This window comes from Pseudomonas sp. VI4.1 (assembly GCF_002029345.1).
In the GTDB taxonomy this organism is placed as follows: Bacteria; Pseudomonadota; Gammaproteobacteria; order Pseudomonadales; family Pseudomonadaceae; genus Aquipseudomonas.
In genome coordinates, this window is the sequence record NZ_MULM01000108.1 from 14597 (window position 1) to 29847 (window position 15251).

The 15251-nt window shown below is 58.9% G+C and carries 14 protein-coding genes; 5 read left to right on the forward strand and 9 right to left on the reverse strand.

From position 1 onward, the window contains the following. Positions 1-217: 217 nt before the first annotated feature. The 4 genes from BZ163_RS06065 to sdhC are packed head-to-tail and all read right to left on the reverse strand — an operon-like array spanning position 218 to position 3446. Entirely contained in the window at positions 218-922 is a 705-nt protein-coding gene (locus BZ163_RS06065; protein ID WP_128870180.1) for a succinate dehydrogenase iron-sulfur subunit, read from the reverse strand. Between the two features lie 11 nt (positions 923-933). After that, on the reverse strand, positions 934-2706 hold the full coding sequence (gene sdhA, locus BZ163_RS06070; protein WP_128870181.1) for a succinate dehydrogenase flavoprotein subunit: 1773 nt from the start codon (positions 2704-2706) through the stop codon (positions 934-936). Between the two features lie 3 nt (positions 2707-2709). After that, positions 2710-3078 (reverse strand): succinate dehydrogenase, hydrophobic membrane anchor protein, encoded by a 369-nt coding sequence (gene sdhD, locus BZ163_RS06075; RefSeq protein ID WP_007977503.1) that lies wholly within the window; start codon positions 3076-3078, stop codon positions 2710-2712. After that, positions 3072-3446 (reverse strand): succinate dehydrogenase, cytochrome b556 subunit, encoded by a 375-nt coding sequence (gene sdhC / locus BZ163_RS06080; protein WP_128870191.1) that lies wholly within the window; start codon positions 3444-3446, stop codon positions 3072-3074. The genes sdhD and sdhC overlap by 7 nt, the downstream gene beginning before the upstream one ends. 364 nt (positions 3447-3810) lie before the next feature. On the opposite strand from sdhC, the gene gltA reads away from it, so the two are divergent. After that, on the forward strand, positions 3811-5100 hold the full coding sequence (gene gltA, locus BZ163_RS06085; protein ID WP_128870182.1) for a citrate synthase: 1290 nt from the start codon (positions 3811-3813) through the stop codon (positions 5098-5100). Positions 5101-5426: 326 nt separating this feature from the next. Here the strand turns inward: gltA and BZ163_RS06090 are convergent, their stop codons facing one another. The 3 genes from BZ163_RS06090 to BZ163_RS06100 form a co-directional block, all read right to left on the reverse strand. Further along, a complete protein-coding gene (locus tag BZ163_RS06090) occupies positions 5427-7085 on the reverse strand; it encodes a cation acetate symporter (RefSeq protein WP_128870183.1) in 1659 nt (552 codons plus the stop codon). After that, on the reverse strand, positions 7082-7393 hold the full coding sequence (locus tag BZ163_RS06095; RefSeq protein ID WP_017337238.1) for a DUF485 domain-containing protein: 312 nt from the start codon (positions 7391-7393) through the stop codon (positions 7082-7084). The genes BZ163_RS06090 and BZ163_RS06095 overlap by 4 nt, the downstream gene beginning before the upstream one ends. A gap of 309 nt (positions 7394-7702) precedes the next feature. Further along, positions 7703-8554 (reverse strand): glycine betaine ABC transporter substrate-binding protein, encoded by an 852-nt coding sequence (locus BZ163_RS06100; RefSeq protein ID WP_128870184.1) that lies wholly within the window; start codon positions 8552-8554, stop codon positions 7703-7705. Between the two features lie 300 nt (positions 8555-8854). On the opposite strand from BZ163_RS06100, the gene BZ163_RS06110 reads away from it, so the two are divergent. Next, positions 8855-10450 carry a beta (1-6) glucans synthase gene (locus BZ163_RS06110; protein ID WP_128870185.1) on the forward strand — a complete coding sequence of 532 codons (1596 nt, stop codon included), beginning with the start codon at positions 8855-8857 and terminating at the stop codon, positions 10448-10450. A gap of 125 nt (positions 10451-10575) precedes the next feature. Here the strand turns inward: BZ163_RS06110 and BZ163_RS06115 are convergent, their stop codons facing one another. After that, a complete protein-coding gene (locus tag BZ163_RS06115; protein ID WP_128870186.1) occupies positions 10576-10944 on the reverse strand; it encodes a hypothetical protein in 369 nt (122 codons plus the stop codon). Positions 10945-11168: 224 nt separating this feature from the next. On the opposite strand from BZ163_RS06115, the gene BZ163_RS06120 reads away from it, so the two are divergent. Together BZ163_RS06120 and BZ163_RS06125 are read left to right on the forward strand one after the other, a co-directional pair. Further along, complete coding sequence (locus BZ163_RS06120; RefSeq protein WP_128870187.1) at positions 11169-12467, forward strand: serine/threonine protein kinase; 1299 nt, start codon at positions 11169-11171, stop codon at positions 12465-12467. Continuing rightward, entirely contained in the window at positions 12460-13248 is a 789-nt protein-coding gene (locus BZ163_RS06125) for a VacJ family lipoprotein (RefSeq protein WP_128870188.1), read from the forward strand. Before BZ163_RS06120 ends, BZ163_RS06125 begins: the two co-directional genes overlap by 8 nt. 189 nt (positions 13249-13437) lie before the next feature. Here the strand turns inward: BZ163_RS06125 and BZ163_RS06130 are convergent, their stop codons facing one another. Then, complete coding sequence (locus BZ163_RS06130) at positions 13438-14352, reverse strand: DUF808 domain-containing protein (RefSeq protein WP_128870189.1); 915 nt, start codon at positions 14350-14352, stop codon at positions 13438-13440. A gap of 134 nt (positions 14353-14486) precedes the next feature. On the opposite strand from BZ163_RS06130, the gene BZ163_RS06135 reads away from it, so the two are divergent. Then, positions 14487-15095, forward strand: a complete 609-nt coding sequence (locus tag BZ163_RS06135; protein WP_128870190.1) for a TetR/AcrR family transcriptional regulator — start codon at positions 14487-14489, stop codon at positions 15093-15095. The last annotated feature ends 156 nt before the right edge of the window (positions 15096-15251 follow it).

Here is a 15251-nt window from a genome sequence, read left to right on the forward strand (position 1 = left end):
GAGCACGCTTGCAGAAGTCCGAATGCAGCGACTAAAACAAGCCACTAGGATCACGCTGATAGTCCGGGTACCAGCCCGGATGCCCCTGCTTGTCTCATTTCTTCAAAATAAGAGCCGCAGCCTTTTAAGCTGCTGCTCAGGTTAAAACTACGGCGCCGGTTGAAGCCTGCGCCGTAGCATCTACGGGTACAGCGGTCTTGCGGGTACTACAGCTGAATCACACGCCGCTTTGCAGAAGCATGTTACGAATGTGACCGATGGCCTTAGTCGGGTTCAGGCCTTTCGGACAAACGTTGACGCAGTTCATGATCCCGCGGCAGCGGAATACGCTGAACGGGTCATCCAGTGAAGCCAGACGCTCGGCAGTCTTGGTGTCACGGCTGTCTGCCAGGAAGCGATACGCTTGCAGCAGGGCAGCTGGACCCAGGAACTTGTCCGGGTTCCACCAGAAGGACGGGCAAGAGGTCGAGCAGCAAGCGCACAGGATGCACTCGTACAGACCGTCGAGCTTTTCCCGCTCTTCCGGGGTCTGCAGACGTTCGATGGCCGGAGCCGGCGTGTCGTTCTGCAGGTAAGGCTTAACCTTTTCATATTGCTTGTAGAAGATGCTCATATCGACGACCAGGTCACGGATTACCGGCAAACCAGGCAGAGGACGAACAACCAACTTGTTACCTTTTACGACGGCAGACAGCGGCGTGACGCACGCCAGGCCGTTTTTGCCGTTGATGTTCATGCCGTCGGAACCGCAAACACCTTCACGGCAAGAGCGACGATAGGAGAAACCTTCGTCCTGCTCTTTGATCAGGGCCAGCACGTCCAGCACCATCAGGTCTTTACCCCCGGTGTCGACCTGGAATTCCTGCATGAACGGCGCAGCGTCCTGATCAGGGTTGTAGCGATAAACACTGACTTTCAACATGGCGGCCACCCTTAATAAGTCCGAATCTTAGGTTCAAAAGTCGGAACAGTCTTCGGCGAGAAGTTCACAGCACGCTTGGTCACGCGCTTGTCACCCGGGAAGAACAGGGTGTGGCACAGCCAGTTTTCGTCGTCGCGGTCTTCGAAGTCTTCACGGGCGTGAGCGCCGCGGGACTCTTTGCGGATCTCTGCAGCGATGGCGGTGGCTTCGGCCACTTCCAGCAGGTTCTGCAGTTCCAGCGCTTCGATACGTGCAGTGTTGAACGCCTGCGACTTATCGTTGATCTTGACGTTGGCGATACGTACGCGCAGGTCAGCCAGCTGGGCAATACCCTTCTGCATGTATTCGCCGGTACGGAATACACCGAAGTAGTTCTGCATGCAGTTTTGCAGCTCGCGACGCAGGGTTGCCACGTCTTCGCCATCGGTACGCTCGTTCAGAGCGGACAGACGGGCCAGGGCCGTTTCAATGTTGGCGTCGGTGGCGTCGTCGTATTCGATACCGTCGGTCAGCGCTTTTTCCAGGTGCAGACCAGCAGCACGACCGAACACCACCAGGTCGAGCAACGAGTTGCCGCCCAGGCGGTTGGCACCGTGAACCGATACGCAAGCCACTTCGCCCACTGCGAACAGGCCAGGAATGATGGTGTCGACGCCTTCGGCATCCTGGGTGATCGCCTGGCCATGAATGTTGGTCGGAACGCCGCCCATCATATAGTGGCAAGTCGGAACGACCGGAACCGGGGCAACCACCGGGTCAACGTGAGCAAACGTCTTGGACAGTTCGCAGATGCCTGGCAGGCGGCTGTGCAGTACTTCTTCGCCCAGGTGATCGAGCTTGAGCAGTACGTGGTCGCCATTCGGACCGCAACCGTTACCGGCGATGATCTCTTTAACCATCGAACGGGCAACGACGTCACGACCGGCAAGGTCTTTGGCGTTCGGAGCGTAACGCTCCATGAAACGCTCGCCGTGCTTGTTGATGAGGTAACCACCTTCACCACGGCAACCTTCAGTCACCAGTACACCAGCGCCGGCGATGCCGGTCGGGTGGAACTGCCACATTTCGATGTCTTGCACCGGCACGCCAGCACGCAGAGCCATGCCGACGCCGTCACCGGTGTTGATCAGGGCGTTGGTGGTGGACGAGTAGATACGACCGGCACCGCCAGTGGCCAGAACGGTGGCCTTGGCACGGATGTAGCTGGTTTCACCGGTTTCGATGCAGATGGCGATCACACCGACGAACTCGCCTTCCTGGTTTTTCACCAGATCAACCGCGTAGTACTCGTTCAGGAACGTGGTGCCGGCTTTCAGGTTGCCCTGATAAAGCGTGTGCAGCAGCGCGTGACCGGTACGGTCGGACGCGGCGCAGGTACGGGCAGCCTGGCCACCTTTACCGTAATCCTTCGACTGGCCGCCGAATGGACGCTGGTAGATACGACCTTGTTCGGTACGGGAGAACGGCAGACCCATGTGGTCCAGTTCAAATACCGCAGCCGGGCCTTCCTGACACATGTATTCGATAGCGTCCTGGTCACCGATGTAGTCGGAACCCTTGACGGTATCGTACATGTGCCAGCGCCAGTCATCGTTCGGATCAGCCGAAGCGATGGCGCAGGTAATGCCACCCTGAGCGGAAACGGTGTGCGAACGGGTCGGGAACACCTTGGTGATCACGGCAGTCTTGTGACCGCCTTGCGCCAGTTGCAGCGCGGCGCGCATGCCGGCACCGCCACCACCAATAATGATGGCGTCGAAAGAAATCGTTGGAATGTTAGCCATGAATCAGATACCCCAGAGAATCTGCACACCCCAGACGAAGTAAGCGAACATCGCAACGCCGCATACTGCCTGGAAAAGGAAACGTACTGCAGTCGCGGACTTGCCCAGCGCCATCGGCGTCAGGTAGTCGGTCGCGATGGTCCACATGCCGACCCAGGCGTGAGCGCCCAGGGCCACAAGGGCCAGCAGACTGAAGATACGCATCCCGTTGTGGGCGAACAGGCCATGCCATTGGTCATAGCCAATGCCCGGGTTCGCCGCGAGGTATCCGATCAGGAAGATGAAATAAGCCGCGAGAACGACCGCAGACACACGTTGCGCCATCCAGTCATAAAGACCGGAACGCGAAAGGTTCGTAACGCTGGTTACCATATCCAAACTCCTGCCAGAACGATCAGCACCACGGAAATGGCGATGATGATTTTCGAGCCCAGGCGGCCGCCTTCAAGCGTCTCACCGATGCCCATATCCATGATCAAGTGGCGCACACCGGCTACCAGGTGATACAGAAGAGCGGACAGGAGGCCCCATGCTACGAACTTGGCCAGCGGGCTGGTCAAGGTTGCCTTCACGTCGACAAAACCTTCCTCGGAACCCAGGGATTTGCCCAATGCATAAAGCATGAAGCCAAGGCCCAGGAAGAGGATGATGCCGGAAACACGGTGAAGAAACGACGTAACGCCGGTGATGGGGAGTTTGATGGTCCTTAGGTCTAGGTTTACAGGTCGTTGGCTTTTCACGGCTTTTTTTTTCACACTGAAGAGCCCCTAACAATCAGGGCAAAGTTGTTGGGGAGTGCACTGGTCAGGTAACCACCACCCAGGGATGCGACCCCCAATAAAGCAGGCCCAAAAGCCCCTGGCGGTCGGTGGCCGAGTATAGACAGTTAGGCTACTAATGACAACGCGTTCGCCTACCCCCAATAGCGCATTGCACAAGTGGGATAAAAGGCGTAAATGGCAGTCAATTTCGAGGAAAAAGTCCGGTTAAAGCCTTCTGGAGCAAGAGTTTAGGCAAATTGACATTCGAATTTATCTCACTATAGTGGTGCGGGCCCTGCGTGGGGGGTCTGTCTGATGATTTCAAGCATAAATAGGAGGCCACATGGCTGACAAAAAAGCGCAGTTGATCATCGAGGGCGCAGCCCCCGTCGAGCTGCCCATTTTAACCGGCACCGTTGGTCCCGATGTTATCGACGTTCGGGGCCTGACGGCCACGGGCCGTTTCACCTTTGACCCTGGTTTCATGTCGACTGCTTCCTGCGAGTCGAAGATCACCTATATCGATGGCGACAACGGCATTCTGCTGCACCGCGGTTACCCGATCGAACAGCTGGCTGAAAAGTCGGACTACCTGGAAACCTGCTATCTGCTGCTCAACGGCGAACTGCCGACCGCAGAACAGAAGGCCCAGTTCGTCAGCACCGTGAAGAACCACACCATGGTTCACGAGCAGTTGAAGACCTTCTTCAACGGCTTCCGTCGCGACGCCCACCCGATGGCCGTCATGTGCGGTGTAGTCGGCGCCCTCTCGGCCTTCTACCACGACTCCCTGGACATCAAGAACCCCCAGCATCGCGAAATCTCCGCGATCCGCCTGGTGGCCAAGATGCCGACCCTGGCAGCGATGGTTTACAAGTACTCCATGGGTCAACCCATGATGTACCCGCGCAACGACCTGACGTACGCGGAAAACTTCCTGCACATGATGTTCAACACCCCGTGCGAGATCAAACCGATCAGCCCGGTGCTCGCCAAGGCCATGGACAAGATCTTCATCCTCCATGCCGACCACGAGCAGAACGCATCGACCTCCACCGTGCGCCTGGCCGGTTCGTCGGGTGCCAACCCGTTCGCCTGCATCGCCGCCGGTATCGCTGCACTGTGGGGCCCTGCCCACGGCGGCGCGAACGAAGCCGTTCTGTCCATGCTTGACGAAATTGGCGATGTCTCGAACATCGACCAGTACATCGCCAAGGCCAAGGACAAGAACGATCCGTTCAAACTGATGGGCTTTGGTCACCGGGTCTACAAAAACCGCGACCCACGCGCCACCGTGATGAAGCAGACCTGCGACGAAGTACTCAAAGAGCTGGGCATTACCAACGATCCGCAACTCGAACTGGCCATGCGCCTGGAAGAGATCGCCCTGACCGACCCGTACTTCATCGAACGCTCGCTGTACCCGAACGTCGACTTCTACTCGGGGATCATCCTCAAGGCGATCGGCATTCCAACCAGCATGTTCACCGTGATCTTCGCCCTGGCGCGGACCGTGGGCTGGATCTCCCACTGGAAAGAAATGCTCTCCAGCCCGTACAAGATCGGCCGCCCGCGGCAGTTGTACACCGGCTACGAGTCGCGTGACATTCCTGATCTGGAAGACCGCAAATAAGACCTGCCTTGCGATAATGTCTTGAGTTGTACCGGGAACGGCCTCTATTTATAGGGGCCGTTTTTGTTTGTGGCCCTTTTGATGCGCGGCGGCCTCAGGGCCGACCGGGAAGGCACCGCGCAATCATGTTGAAGATCAAAAGATCGCGGCCTGCGGCAGCTCCTACAGGGGGTCTGGGTACATTCCGGGAGATCAGGTCGGCTGGCAGGCCGCCTTCGCTGGCAAGCCAGCTCCTACAGTTAACATCAGCGCCCACAAAAAAATGCCCCGATCTTTCGACCGGGGCATTTCTGTTTAACGCAGCTTATATATGGAAACCTGAAGTCTTAGTGAGCAACCGCCCCACTCGCCCCCAACCCCGTCTGCGAGCGAACAAATTGCGGGAAGAACAACGCCCGCTCATTGGCCCCAGCCGTGGACTTGTCCGTGATCGAGAAGAACCAGATCCCGATAAACGCAATGGCCATGGAGAACAGCGCCGGGTATTCGTACGGGAAGATCGCCTTCTCGTGATGCAGAATCTGCACCCAAATGGTTGGCCCAAGCACCATCAAGCCAACGGCACTGACCAGGCCCAACCAGCCGCCGATCATCGCACCACGCGTGGTCAGCTTCTTCCAGTACATGGAAAGCAGCAGCACCGGGAAGTTACAGCTCGCCGCGATGGAGAACGCCAGGCCCACCATGAACGCGATGTTCTGGCTTTCGAACAGGATACCCAGACCGATCGCCAGCACACCCAGGCAGACGGTGGTGATTTTCGAGACGCGGATCTCATCCTTGTCGTTGGCCTTGCCCTTCTTGACCACACTGGCGTAAAGGTCGTGGGATACCGCCGTGGCACCGGCCAGCGTCAGACCGGCAACCACTGCCAGAATGGTCGCGAACGCTACCGCCGAGATGAAGCCCAGGAAAATACTGCCACCGACCGCATTGGCCAGGTGCACCGCCGCCATGTTGTTGCCGCCCAACAGCGCGCCAGCCGCATCTTTGAAGGCCGGGTTGGTGCTGACCAGCAGGATCGCGCCGAAGCCGATGATGAACGTCAGGATGTAGAAGTAGCCAATGAAGCCGGTTGCATACAGCACGCTCTTGCGAGCTTCTTTCGCGTCACTCACGGTGAAGAAGCGCATCAGGATGTGCGGCAGGCCAGCGGTACCGAACATCAGGGCCAGACCAAGGGAGAACGCAGAGACGGGGTCTTTCACCAGCCCGCCCGGGCTCATGATCGCCTCACCTTTAGGGTGAACCTTGATCGCCTCGGAGAACAGCGCGCTGAAGTCGAAGTTGACGTGTTTCATGACCATCACTGCCATGAACGTAGCACCGGACAGCAGCAACACGGCCTTGATGATCTGCACCCAGGTGGTCGCCAGCATGCCGCCGAACAACACGTACATGCACATCAGGATACCGACCAGGATCACCGCGACGTAGTAGTCGAGACCGAACAGCAGCTGAATCAGCTTGCCGGCGCCGACCATTTGCGCGATCAGGTAGAACGCTACCACCACCAGCGAGCCACAAGCGGACAGCGTGCGGATCTGGGTTTGCCCCAGGCGGTAGGAAGCTACGTCGGCAAAGGTATATTTACCCAGGTTACGCAGGCGCTCGGCAATCAGGAACAGAATGATCGGCCAGCCCACCAGGAAGCCGATCGAGTAGATCAGGCCGTCGTAGCCGGAGGTGAACACCAGGGCGGAAATACCCAGGAAGGACGCCGCGGACATATAGTCGCCGGCAATCGCCAGGCCGTTCTGGAAGCCGGTGATCTTGCCACCCGCCGCATAGTAGTCGGCCGCCGAATTGTTGCGCTTGGAGGCCCAGTAGGTAATGCACAGGGTCAAGCCGACGAATGCCACGAACATCAGGATGGCGGAAACGTTGAGCGGTTGTTTGTGCACTTCGCCAGTCAGGGCTTCAGCCGCCCAGGCGCCAGGTGCAAAGGCTGCGATGCTCAATAGAGCCATTAGACGCCGGATCATTGCTGAGCCTCCTTGAGAATCGCATTGTTCAGGTCGTCGAATTCGCCATTGGCGCGTCGTACGTAGATTGCCGTCAGGATAAAGGCCGAGAGAATCAGCCCGACACCAATGGGTATGCCCCAGGTAATCGATGATTCAGGACTGATTTTCGCGCCCAGGATATGCGGCCCGTAAGCAATCAACAGGATGAATCCGGAGTAAAGCCCAAGCATGATCGCCGAAAGAATCCAGGCGAACCTTTCTCGCTTACTAACCAGCTCCTTGAAGCGCGGGCTGTTTTGAATCGAGAGGTAAATGCTGTCGTTCATTGTTTTTATCCTCGCAGCACAGATGAAGTTGTAACGTCTTCCACTCTATGCGGCTGCGGAACTGGTTCCAGACGACCTTAGTATTAGAACGACATGACAGAATCGCCAAACTGTAGGAGCGAGCTTGCTCCGGGCGGCGTTCCGACGATGGACTCAAAGGCGAGGCGTTCATCCGGAAGCACGCGTTATCGTTATCGATCATCGCGAGCAATCGAGCGTCGACCGGCTGCTCCTACAGAAAAGCAAAAGGCCGCTCGGCATAAATACCAAGCGGCCCCGGGAGGTGCCGACCAGACGGGTCAGCTCAAATCATTTGGTCCAGTCTGCAACGCGCTCCGGGTGTTTGGCCACCCAGTCCTTCGCCGCCGCTTCAGGCTTGGCACCTTCCTGAATCGCCAGCATCACTTCGCCGATTTCGTCTTTCGACGCCCACTGGAAGTTCTTCAGGAACTTGACCACTTCCGGCGCCTTGGCTTCCAGGCCTTTGCTGCCGATGCTGTTCACGGTTTCAGCCGCGCCATAAACGCCTTTCGGGTCGTCCAGGAAGCGCAGTTTCCACTTGGCGAACATCCAGTGCGGCACCCACCCCGTGACGGCAATGGATTCCTGTTTTTTCTCGGCACGGGTCAACTCGGCAATCATCCCGGCGCCAGAACTGGCCTTGAGCTGATACCCGGTCAGATCGTAGTCCTTGATCGCCTGTTCGGTCTTGAGCATCACGCCCGAACCAGCGTCGATGCCGACAATGCGTTTTTTGAAGCTGTCATCGGTTTTCAGGTCTTCAAGCGACTTGGCCTTGACGTACTCCGGCACGATCAAGCCGATCCTGGCGTCCTTGAAGTTCGGGCCGTAGTCGACCACCTGATCCTTGTTCTTGGCCCAGTAATCGCCGTGAGTCACCGGCAGCCAGGCTGAGAGCATGGCGTCGAGTTTGCCCGTGGCGACACCCTGCCACATGATCCCGGTGGCGACCGCTTGCAGCTTCACGTCGTAATCGAGTTTCTGCTTGATCACTTCGGCTGCCACATGGGTGGTCGCAACGCTATCGGACCAGCCGTCGACGTAACCGATGGTCACGGCTCCCTTCGCGGCCAACGCCTGGGTGGAGCCGATCGCAAGCGCCAGTGCGGCACTTGCGCCTAAAAGTCGTCGCATCTTCATCGTTACTTCCCCGAAAGTGCTGCGCTCGGCGGATGCCGAGTCGCGTCAACGTATTGTTATGGTGCGCGGCGCCCCCATCACGCCTCACCGCAAACTCGTTCCACATCAGCGCGATTTTCCGATGAGAGCGCTGACGCCTCGATAATCAACCTGACGACAACTGCGACCTGCTCTGCCAGCGACCTCAAGGCATCGAGAAACGACATCAGAACGCCATTAATCTAGACCAGCGAAAGTCCCCCGGCCAATCCGCCCGAACTTTGCATGTCAAAATCATGCAGGCCACCAGACACGCGACAAATGCAGGTAACATGCGCGGCTTTGCTCCCAGACGGCCTGACCATGCCCGCGACATCGCGCTTTCCTTTTTTTGCTTATCTATTTGCCTGCCTGCTGGGGCTTTTTGCCCTGGGTGGCTTCTGGTACGGCCTCGGCAAACCCGTGGTCCTGCCGGACGTGGCCAGCGCGACGCACAAGCTGCAATGTGCCTCCTACACCCCGTTCGACAAGGACCAATCGCCATTCGATGTGCCGTTCAACTTGCGCCCGGAACGCATGGACGCCGACCTCGCGTTGCTGGCCAAAAGCTTCGAATGCATTCGCACCTATTCCATGACCGGCCTCGAGGCCGTGCCCGCCCTGGCGCGCAAGCACGGTTTGAAGTTGATGATCGGCGCCTGGGTCAACAGCAACCCGGTGGACACCGCGAAAGAAATCGACCTGCTGATCGCCTCGGCCAATGCCAATGCGGACGTGGTGACCTCGGTCATCGTTGGCAACGAGACCCTGCTGCGCAAGGAAATCACCGGCGCGCAGTTGGTGAAACTGATTGACCGGGTCAAGAGCCAGGTCAAACAGCCTGTCACTTATGCCGACGTCTGGGAGTTCTGGCAAAAGCACCCGGAAGTGGCTCCGGCGGTAGATTTCATCACTATTCACTTGCTGCCGTACTGGGAGGATCACCCTTCGAACATCGACGTCGCCCTGTCGCAGGTGGCCGCCGTGCGTCAGTCTTTCGGCAGCATGTTCGCGCCCAAGGACGTGATGATTGGCGAAACCGGCTGGCCGAGCGAAGGCCGCCAACGTAAAACCGCCCTGCCGAGCCGGGTCAATGAAGCCAGGTTCATCCGCGGTTTTGTCATCATGGCCGAGCAACAAGGCTGGCACTACAACCTGATCGAAGCCTTCGACCAACCGTGGAAACGCGCGAGCGAAGGTGCGGTCGGTGGGTACTGGGGGCTGTTCGACGCCGATCGCCAGGACAAGGGCGTTTTGGCCGGTCCGGTGTCGAACGTACCGTACTGGTCGCAGTGGCTGGCGGTCGGTGGCCTGATCTTCTTCGGCACGCTGATCCTCGGCGGTCGAGTACGCAGCTCGCGCGCGGCGCTGGTGCTGCCACTGCTCGGTGCACTGGCCGCCTGCTCGATCGGCGCCTGGGGCGACCTGGCCCGTGTCACCACCCGCTTCGCCAGCGAGTGGCTGTGGGTCGGCCTGTTGACGGCGTTGAACCTGCTGGTGCTGGCCCATGCGGCACTGACCCTGAGCGCTCGTACCGGTTGGCGTGAGCGCGCGTTCAATGTTCTGGAACGTCGGGCTGGCTGGTGGCTGGCAACAGCAGGCTTCGCCGCGGCGGTGACGATGCTGGAACTGGTGTTCGATCCGCGTTATCGCAGCTTTCCGAGTGTTGCGTTCATCCTGCCGGCACTGGTGTACCTGTGCCGCCCGGTGAGCGTGCCGCGCCGGGAGATTGCCTTGCTGACCTTCATCATCGGTGCCGGGATTGCGCCGCAGTTGTATCAGGAAGGGCTGCAGAACCAGCAGGCGTGGGGTTGGGCGCTGGTGAGCGTGCTGATGGTTGGGGCGTTGTGGCGCAGTTTGCGGGTTCGCAAAGCCTGATCTTCAGCGGGGCCGCTGGCTTCTTCGCGAGCAACCCCGATCCCACAATGGATCTTCAGTGAACACAAATACGGTGTACGACTAAGATCAACTGTGGGAGCGGGCTTGCTCGCAAAGACTGACTATCAAACGCTAGAGGAAGCCCTGACCAGACGCAACGCCGCAATCACCACCGCAAAAACAGCCAGCGTTGTGTTGTACAACGCCAACGCCGGCAAGCCGAACACCAACGCCAACACCGCCAACCACCACCCTGCCCGGCCTGGCAGTACAAAACCGATCACCGCGGCCGCCACTGCAGCCCAACCCAATAACCTGAAATGAATCATCAGCCCCAGGTTCGAACGGACCTGGCATTCCCAGCGGCTCGCTTCGTCCACACAGATGCCGACCCATTGAGCATCCTCCATGAAGCCATAACGCGCGCCATAACTGGCGGCCAGCCATAATGGCAGCAAAACAAGCAGCAAAATCACGGGCAGACGGCGGGACATGAAACACTCCAATACGCGAAAACGGCGGCCAGCTTAATCCCCCGGCAGCGGTTAGCAAGCGCGTGACACAGATAATTGGTCACGAAACAGCCGCAAAGTGTATCGTCCAGCTACCATTACTCCGAAATTAGGCCTGATTGGTGTCGATCCATGGCACTTTGGCGCAAAACCCGTGGTCATAGCCTGCGAACTTCATTCGGCACCTTCCTCTAAGGGATCTAGTCATGCTCCGTTCCTTGCGCTTCGCCGCCCTGTTTGGCGGCATTATTTTGAGTGCGTCCGCACTGGCGGTCGATATCGACGCCGCCAGTTATGGCTATCCCTTGACCAACCCGTTCGAGGCGACCATTGCCACGACGCCACCGGACCTGCGCCCGGAGCTGCCGCTTGACGATGACATCAACCAGTCAACCCGCAGCGTCACATTGCGCCCGGAGCGCGAGTTCCAGTTGCCGGACAACTTCTGGCCGGTGAAGAAACTCACTTACCGCATTGCCACCCAGGATAAAGCCGCGCCGCTGATCTTCCTGATCGCCGGTACCGGCGCGCGTTATGACAGTACCCTCAACGAATACCTGAAGAAGCTCTACTACAAGGCCGGCTACCACGTGGTGCAATTGTCGTCGCCCACCAGCTTCGACTTCATGAGCGCGGCCTCACGCTTTGCCACGCCCGGCATCACCAAGGAAGACGCCGAAGACATGTACCGGGTGATGCAGGCCGTGCGGGCGCAAAACCCCAAGGTCGCCGTCACCGACTACTACCTGACCGGCTACAGCCTGGGCGCACTGGATGCAGCATTCGTCGCCCACCTTGACGAAACCCGTCGCAGCTTCAACTTCAAGAAAGTCCTGCTGCTCAACCCGCCGGTCAACCTCTACACCTCGATCACCAATCTGGACAAGCTGGTCCAGACCGAGGTCAAGGGCATCAACAACTCCACCACCTTCTATGAACTGGTGCTGGACAAACTGACCCGCTACTTCCAGCAAAAGGGCTACATCGACCTCAACGATGCGCTGCTCTACGACTTCCAGCAGTCCAAGCAGCACCTGAGCAACGAACAGATGGCCATGCTGATCGGCACCTCGTTCCGCTTCTCGGCGGCCGATATTGCCTTTACTTCGGACCTGATCAACCGTCGCGGCCTGATCACGCCGCCGAAATACCCGATCACCGAAGGCACCACCCTCACGCCGTTCCTCAAGCGTGCGCTGCAATGCGACTTCGATTGCTACATCACCGAGCAGGTCATCCCGATGTGGCGCGCCCGCACCGACGGCGGCAGCCTGCTGCAACTGATCGACCAGGTCAGCTTGTATGCGCTCAAGGATTACCTGCGCGACAGCCCGAAAATCGCCGTCATGCACAACGCCGACGACGTGATCCTCGGCCCTGGCGACCTGGGTTTTCTGCGCAAGACCTTCGGCGATCGCTTGACTGTTTATCCACTGGGCGGCCACTGCGGCAACCTTAATTACCGCGTCAACAGCGACGCCATGCTGGAGTTTTTCCGTGGCTAAATACCCCCTGCTTATCGCCGCGTTACTCTGTGCAAGCGTCGCCAATGCCGACAACAGCAAAGCCAACGCCCCGGTCGTGATCGACAGTGACGGTTTCAAGGAGCCGCTGAGCAAACTCAAATTCAACCCGGGGCTGGATCAGCGCGAGTTCGAGCGCTCGACGCTCAACGCGCTGAACGTCTACGACCCGCTGGAAGAGTGGAACCGCCGCGTCTACCACTTCAACTACCGCTTCGACCAATGGGTGTTTCTGCCGGTGGTGGACGGTTATCGCTACATCACCCCGAGCTTCCTGCGCACCGGCGTCAGCAATTTCTTCAACAACCTCGGTGACGTGCCGAACCTGATGAACAGCCTGCTGCAGTTCAAGGGCAAGCGTTCGATGGAAACCACCGCGCGCCTGCTGCTCAACACCACCGTCGGCATCGCCGGCCTGTGGGACCCGGCCACGGCCATGGGCTTGCCGCGCCAGAACGAAGACTTCGGTCAGACCCTGGGTTTCTATGGTGTACCGGGTGGCGCCTACTTCGTGTTGCCGATCCTCGGCCCTTCGAACATCCGCGACACCGGCGGCCTGGCCGTCGATTTCACCGCCGAGAACGCGATCAACTTCCTGAACGTCGCGGAAGTCAGCGCCAACCATCCCGAGGTCTGGCTCCTGCGCAGCGTCGACAAGCGATATCAGACCGGCTTTCGCTATGGCCAGCTGAATACGCCGTTCGAGTACGAGAAGGTGCGTTACGTGTACACCGAATCGCGCAAGCTGCAGATCGCCGAGTAAGTCCATCGGCCACAAAAAAGGCCATTCGATGCGAATCGAATGGCCTTTTTATTGGGTAACCCACAGCCGCCTGTAGGAGCTGGCTTGTCGGATCACCGCACCGCAGCGAAGGCAATACTCGCCACACCGAAGATAGTTGTCGCCAAATCGGGCCTCTTCGCTGGCAAGCCAGCTCCTACAGGTTTGGCGCTAGCCTTTGACTGAGCGCCAGATTTTGCTCGCGGCCATGACGCCGGCCAACACCACCGCACCCGCCACGATCCCCGCCACCGCATTCAACAACGTCGGCACGATAAACCCGGCACCGCCCGCCCCCGCGCTGACACTTTCAATCCAGTGATGAACCACCGGCACGCCGTGAGTCAGGATCCCGCCGCCCACCAGGAACATTGCCGCCGTGCCGATCACCGACAGGCTTTTCATCATGTACGGTGCTGCACGCAGAATCCCGCCACCGATGCTTTTGGCCATCTGCCCGGGTTTCTGGGTCAGCCACAAGCCGAGGTCGTCGAGTTTGACGATGCCGGCCACCAGGCCATAAACACCGATGGTCATGACGATGGCGATACCCGACAGCACGATGACCTGCTGGGTCAGAGGCGCATCGGCCACAGTCCCGAGGGTGATGGCGATGATTTCCGCCGAAAGGATGAAGTCGGTGCGAATCGCGCCCTTGATCTTGTCCTTCTCGAACGCCACCAGGTCGACTGCCGGATCGGCCACGGCTTCAACCAACTCCGCATGTTCGGCCTGATCCTCGGCCTTGCTGTGCAGGAATTTATGGGCGAGTTTCTCGAAACCTTCGAAACACAGGTAGGCGCCGCCGACCATCAACAACGGCGTGACCAGCCACGGAATGAACGCACTGATCGCCAGGGCGGACGGCACCAGGATCAGCTTGTTGATGAACGAGCCCTTGGCTACCGCCCATACCACCGGGATTTCCCGCTCGGCGCGTACGCCGCTGACCTGCTGGGCGTTGAGCGCCAGATCGTCACCGAGTACGCCGGCCGTCTTCTTCGCTGCCATTTTGGTCATCAACGCCACATCGTCGAGTACCGCGGCGATGTCGTCGATCAGCAACAGCAAACTGCTTCCTGCCATGAATCAGGCTTCCTTCTTGAATGAATGCTGCGCAGCATAGCGCGGCTCAACCGGCTGCGGGGCATTCTTGAGCGCCGCGCGAGGCCGGTGCTACCATGCGCAACCGCCAGTACAGGCAAGGAACCACCGGGTTTATGAGCACTATCCGCGAGCGCAACAAAGAACTGATCCTGCGTGCCGCCAGTGAAGAATTTGCCGACAAGGGCTTCGCTGCGACCAAAACCAGTGACATCGCAGCCAAGGCGGGATTGCCCAAACCCAACGTCTACTACTACTTCAAATCCAAGGAAAACCTCTACCGCGAGGTCCTGGAAAGCATCATCGAGCCGATCCTGCAGGCTTCGACGCCGTTCAATGCCGACGGCGTGCCCAGTGAAGTGCTGAGCGGCTACATCCGTTCGAAAATCCGCATCTCCCGCGACCTGCCCTTCGCCTCCAAGGTGTTTGCCAGCGAAATCATGCACGGCGCCCCGCACCTGAGTCCCGACCTGGTCGACCAGCTCAACGGCCAGGCCAAGCACAACATCGACTGCATCCAGACCTGGATCGACCGCGGCCAGATCGCCCCCATCGACCCCAACCACCTGATGTTCAGCATCTGGGCCGCGACCCAGACGTATGCCGACTTTGACTGGCAGATCACGGCCATCACCGGCAAGGCCAAGCTGGATGAAGAGGATTACGAAGCGGCGGCGCAGACGATTATCCGGTTGGTGTTGAAGGGGTGTGAGCCGGACCGTTAGACCGCAGTGCGGCCATTCGCGAGCAAGCCCGCTTGTATGTTTAGACTTGAAGGGGTGGGCGGGACTAAAAGCTCGATTCCGACTCTGACCAGTACGGACCGTGGGAGACTTCTCGTCCCGCCCTTTCTACCCGAAGCGCCGATAAGGAATTCATCG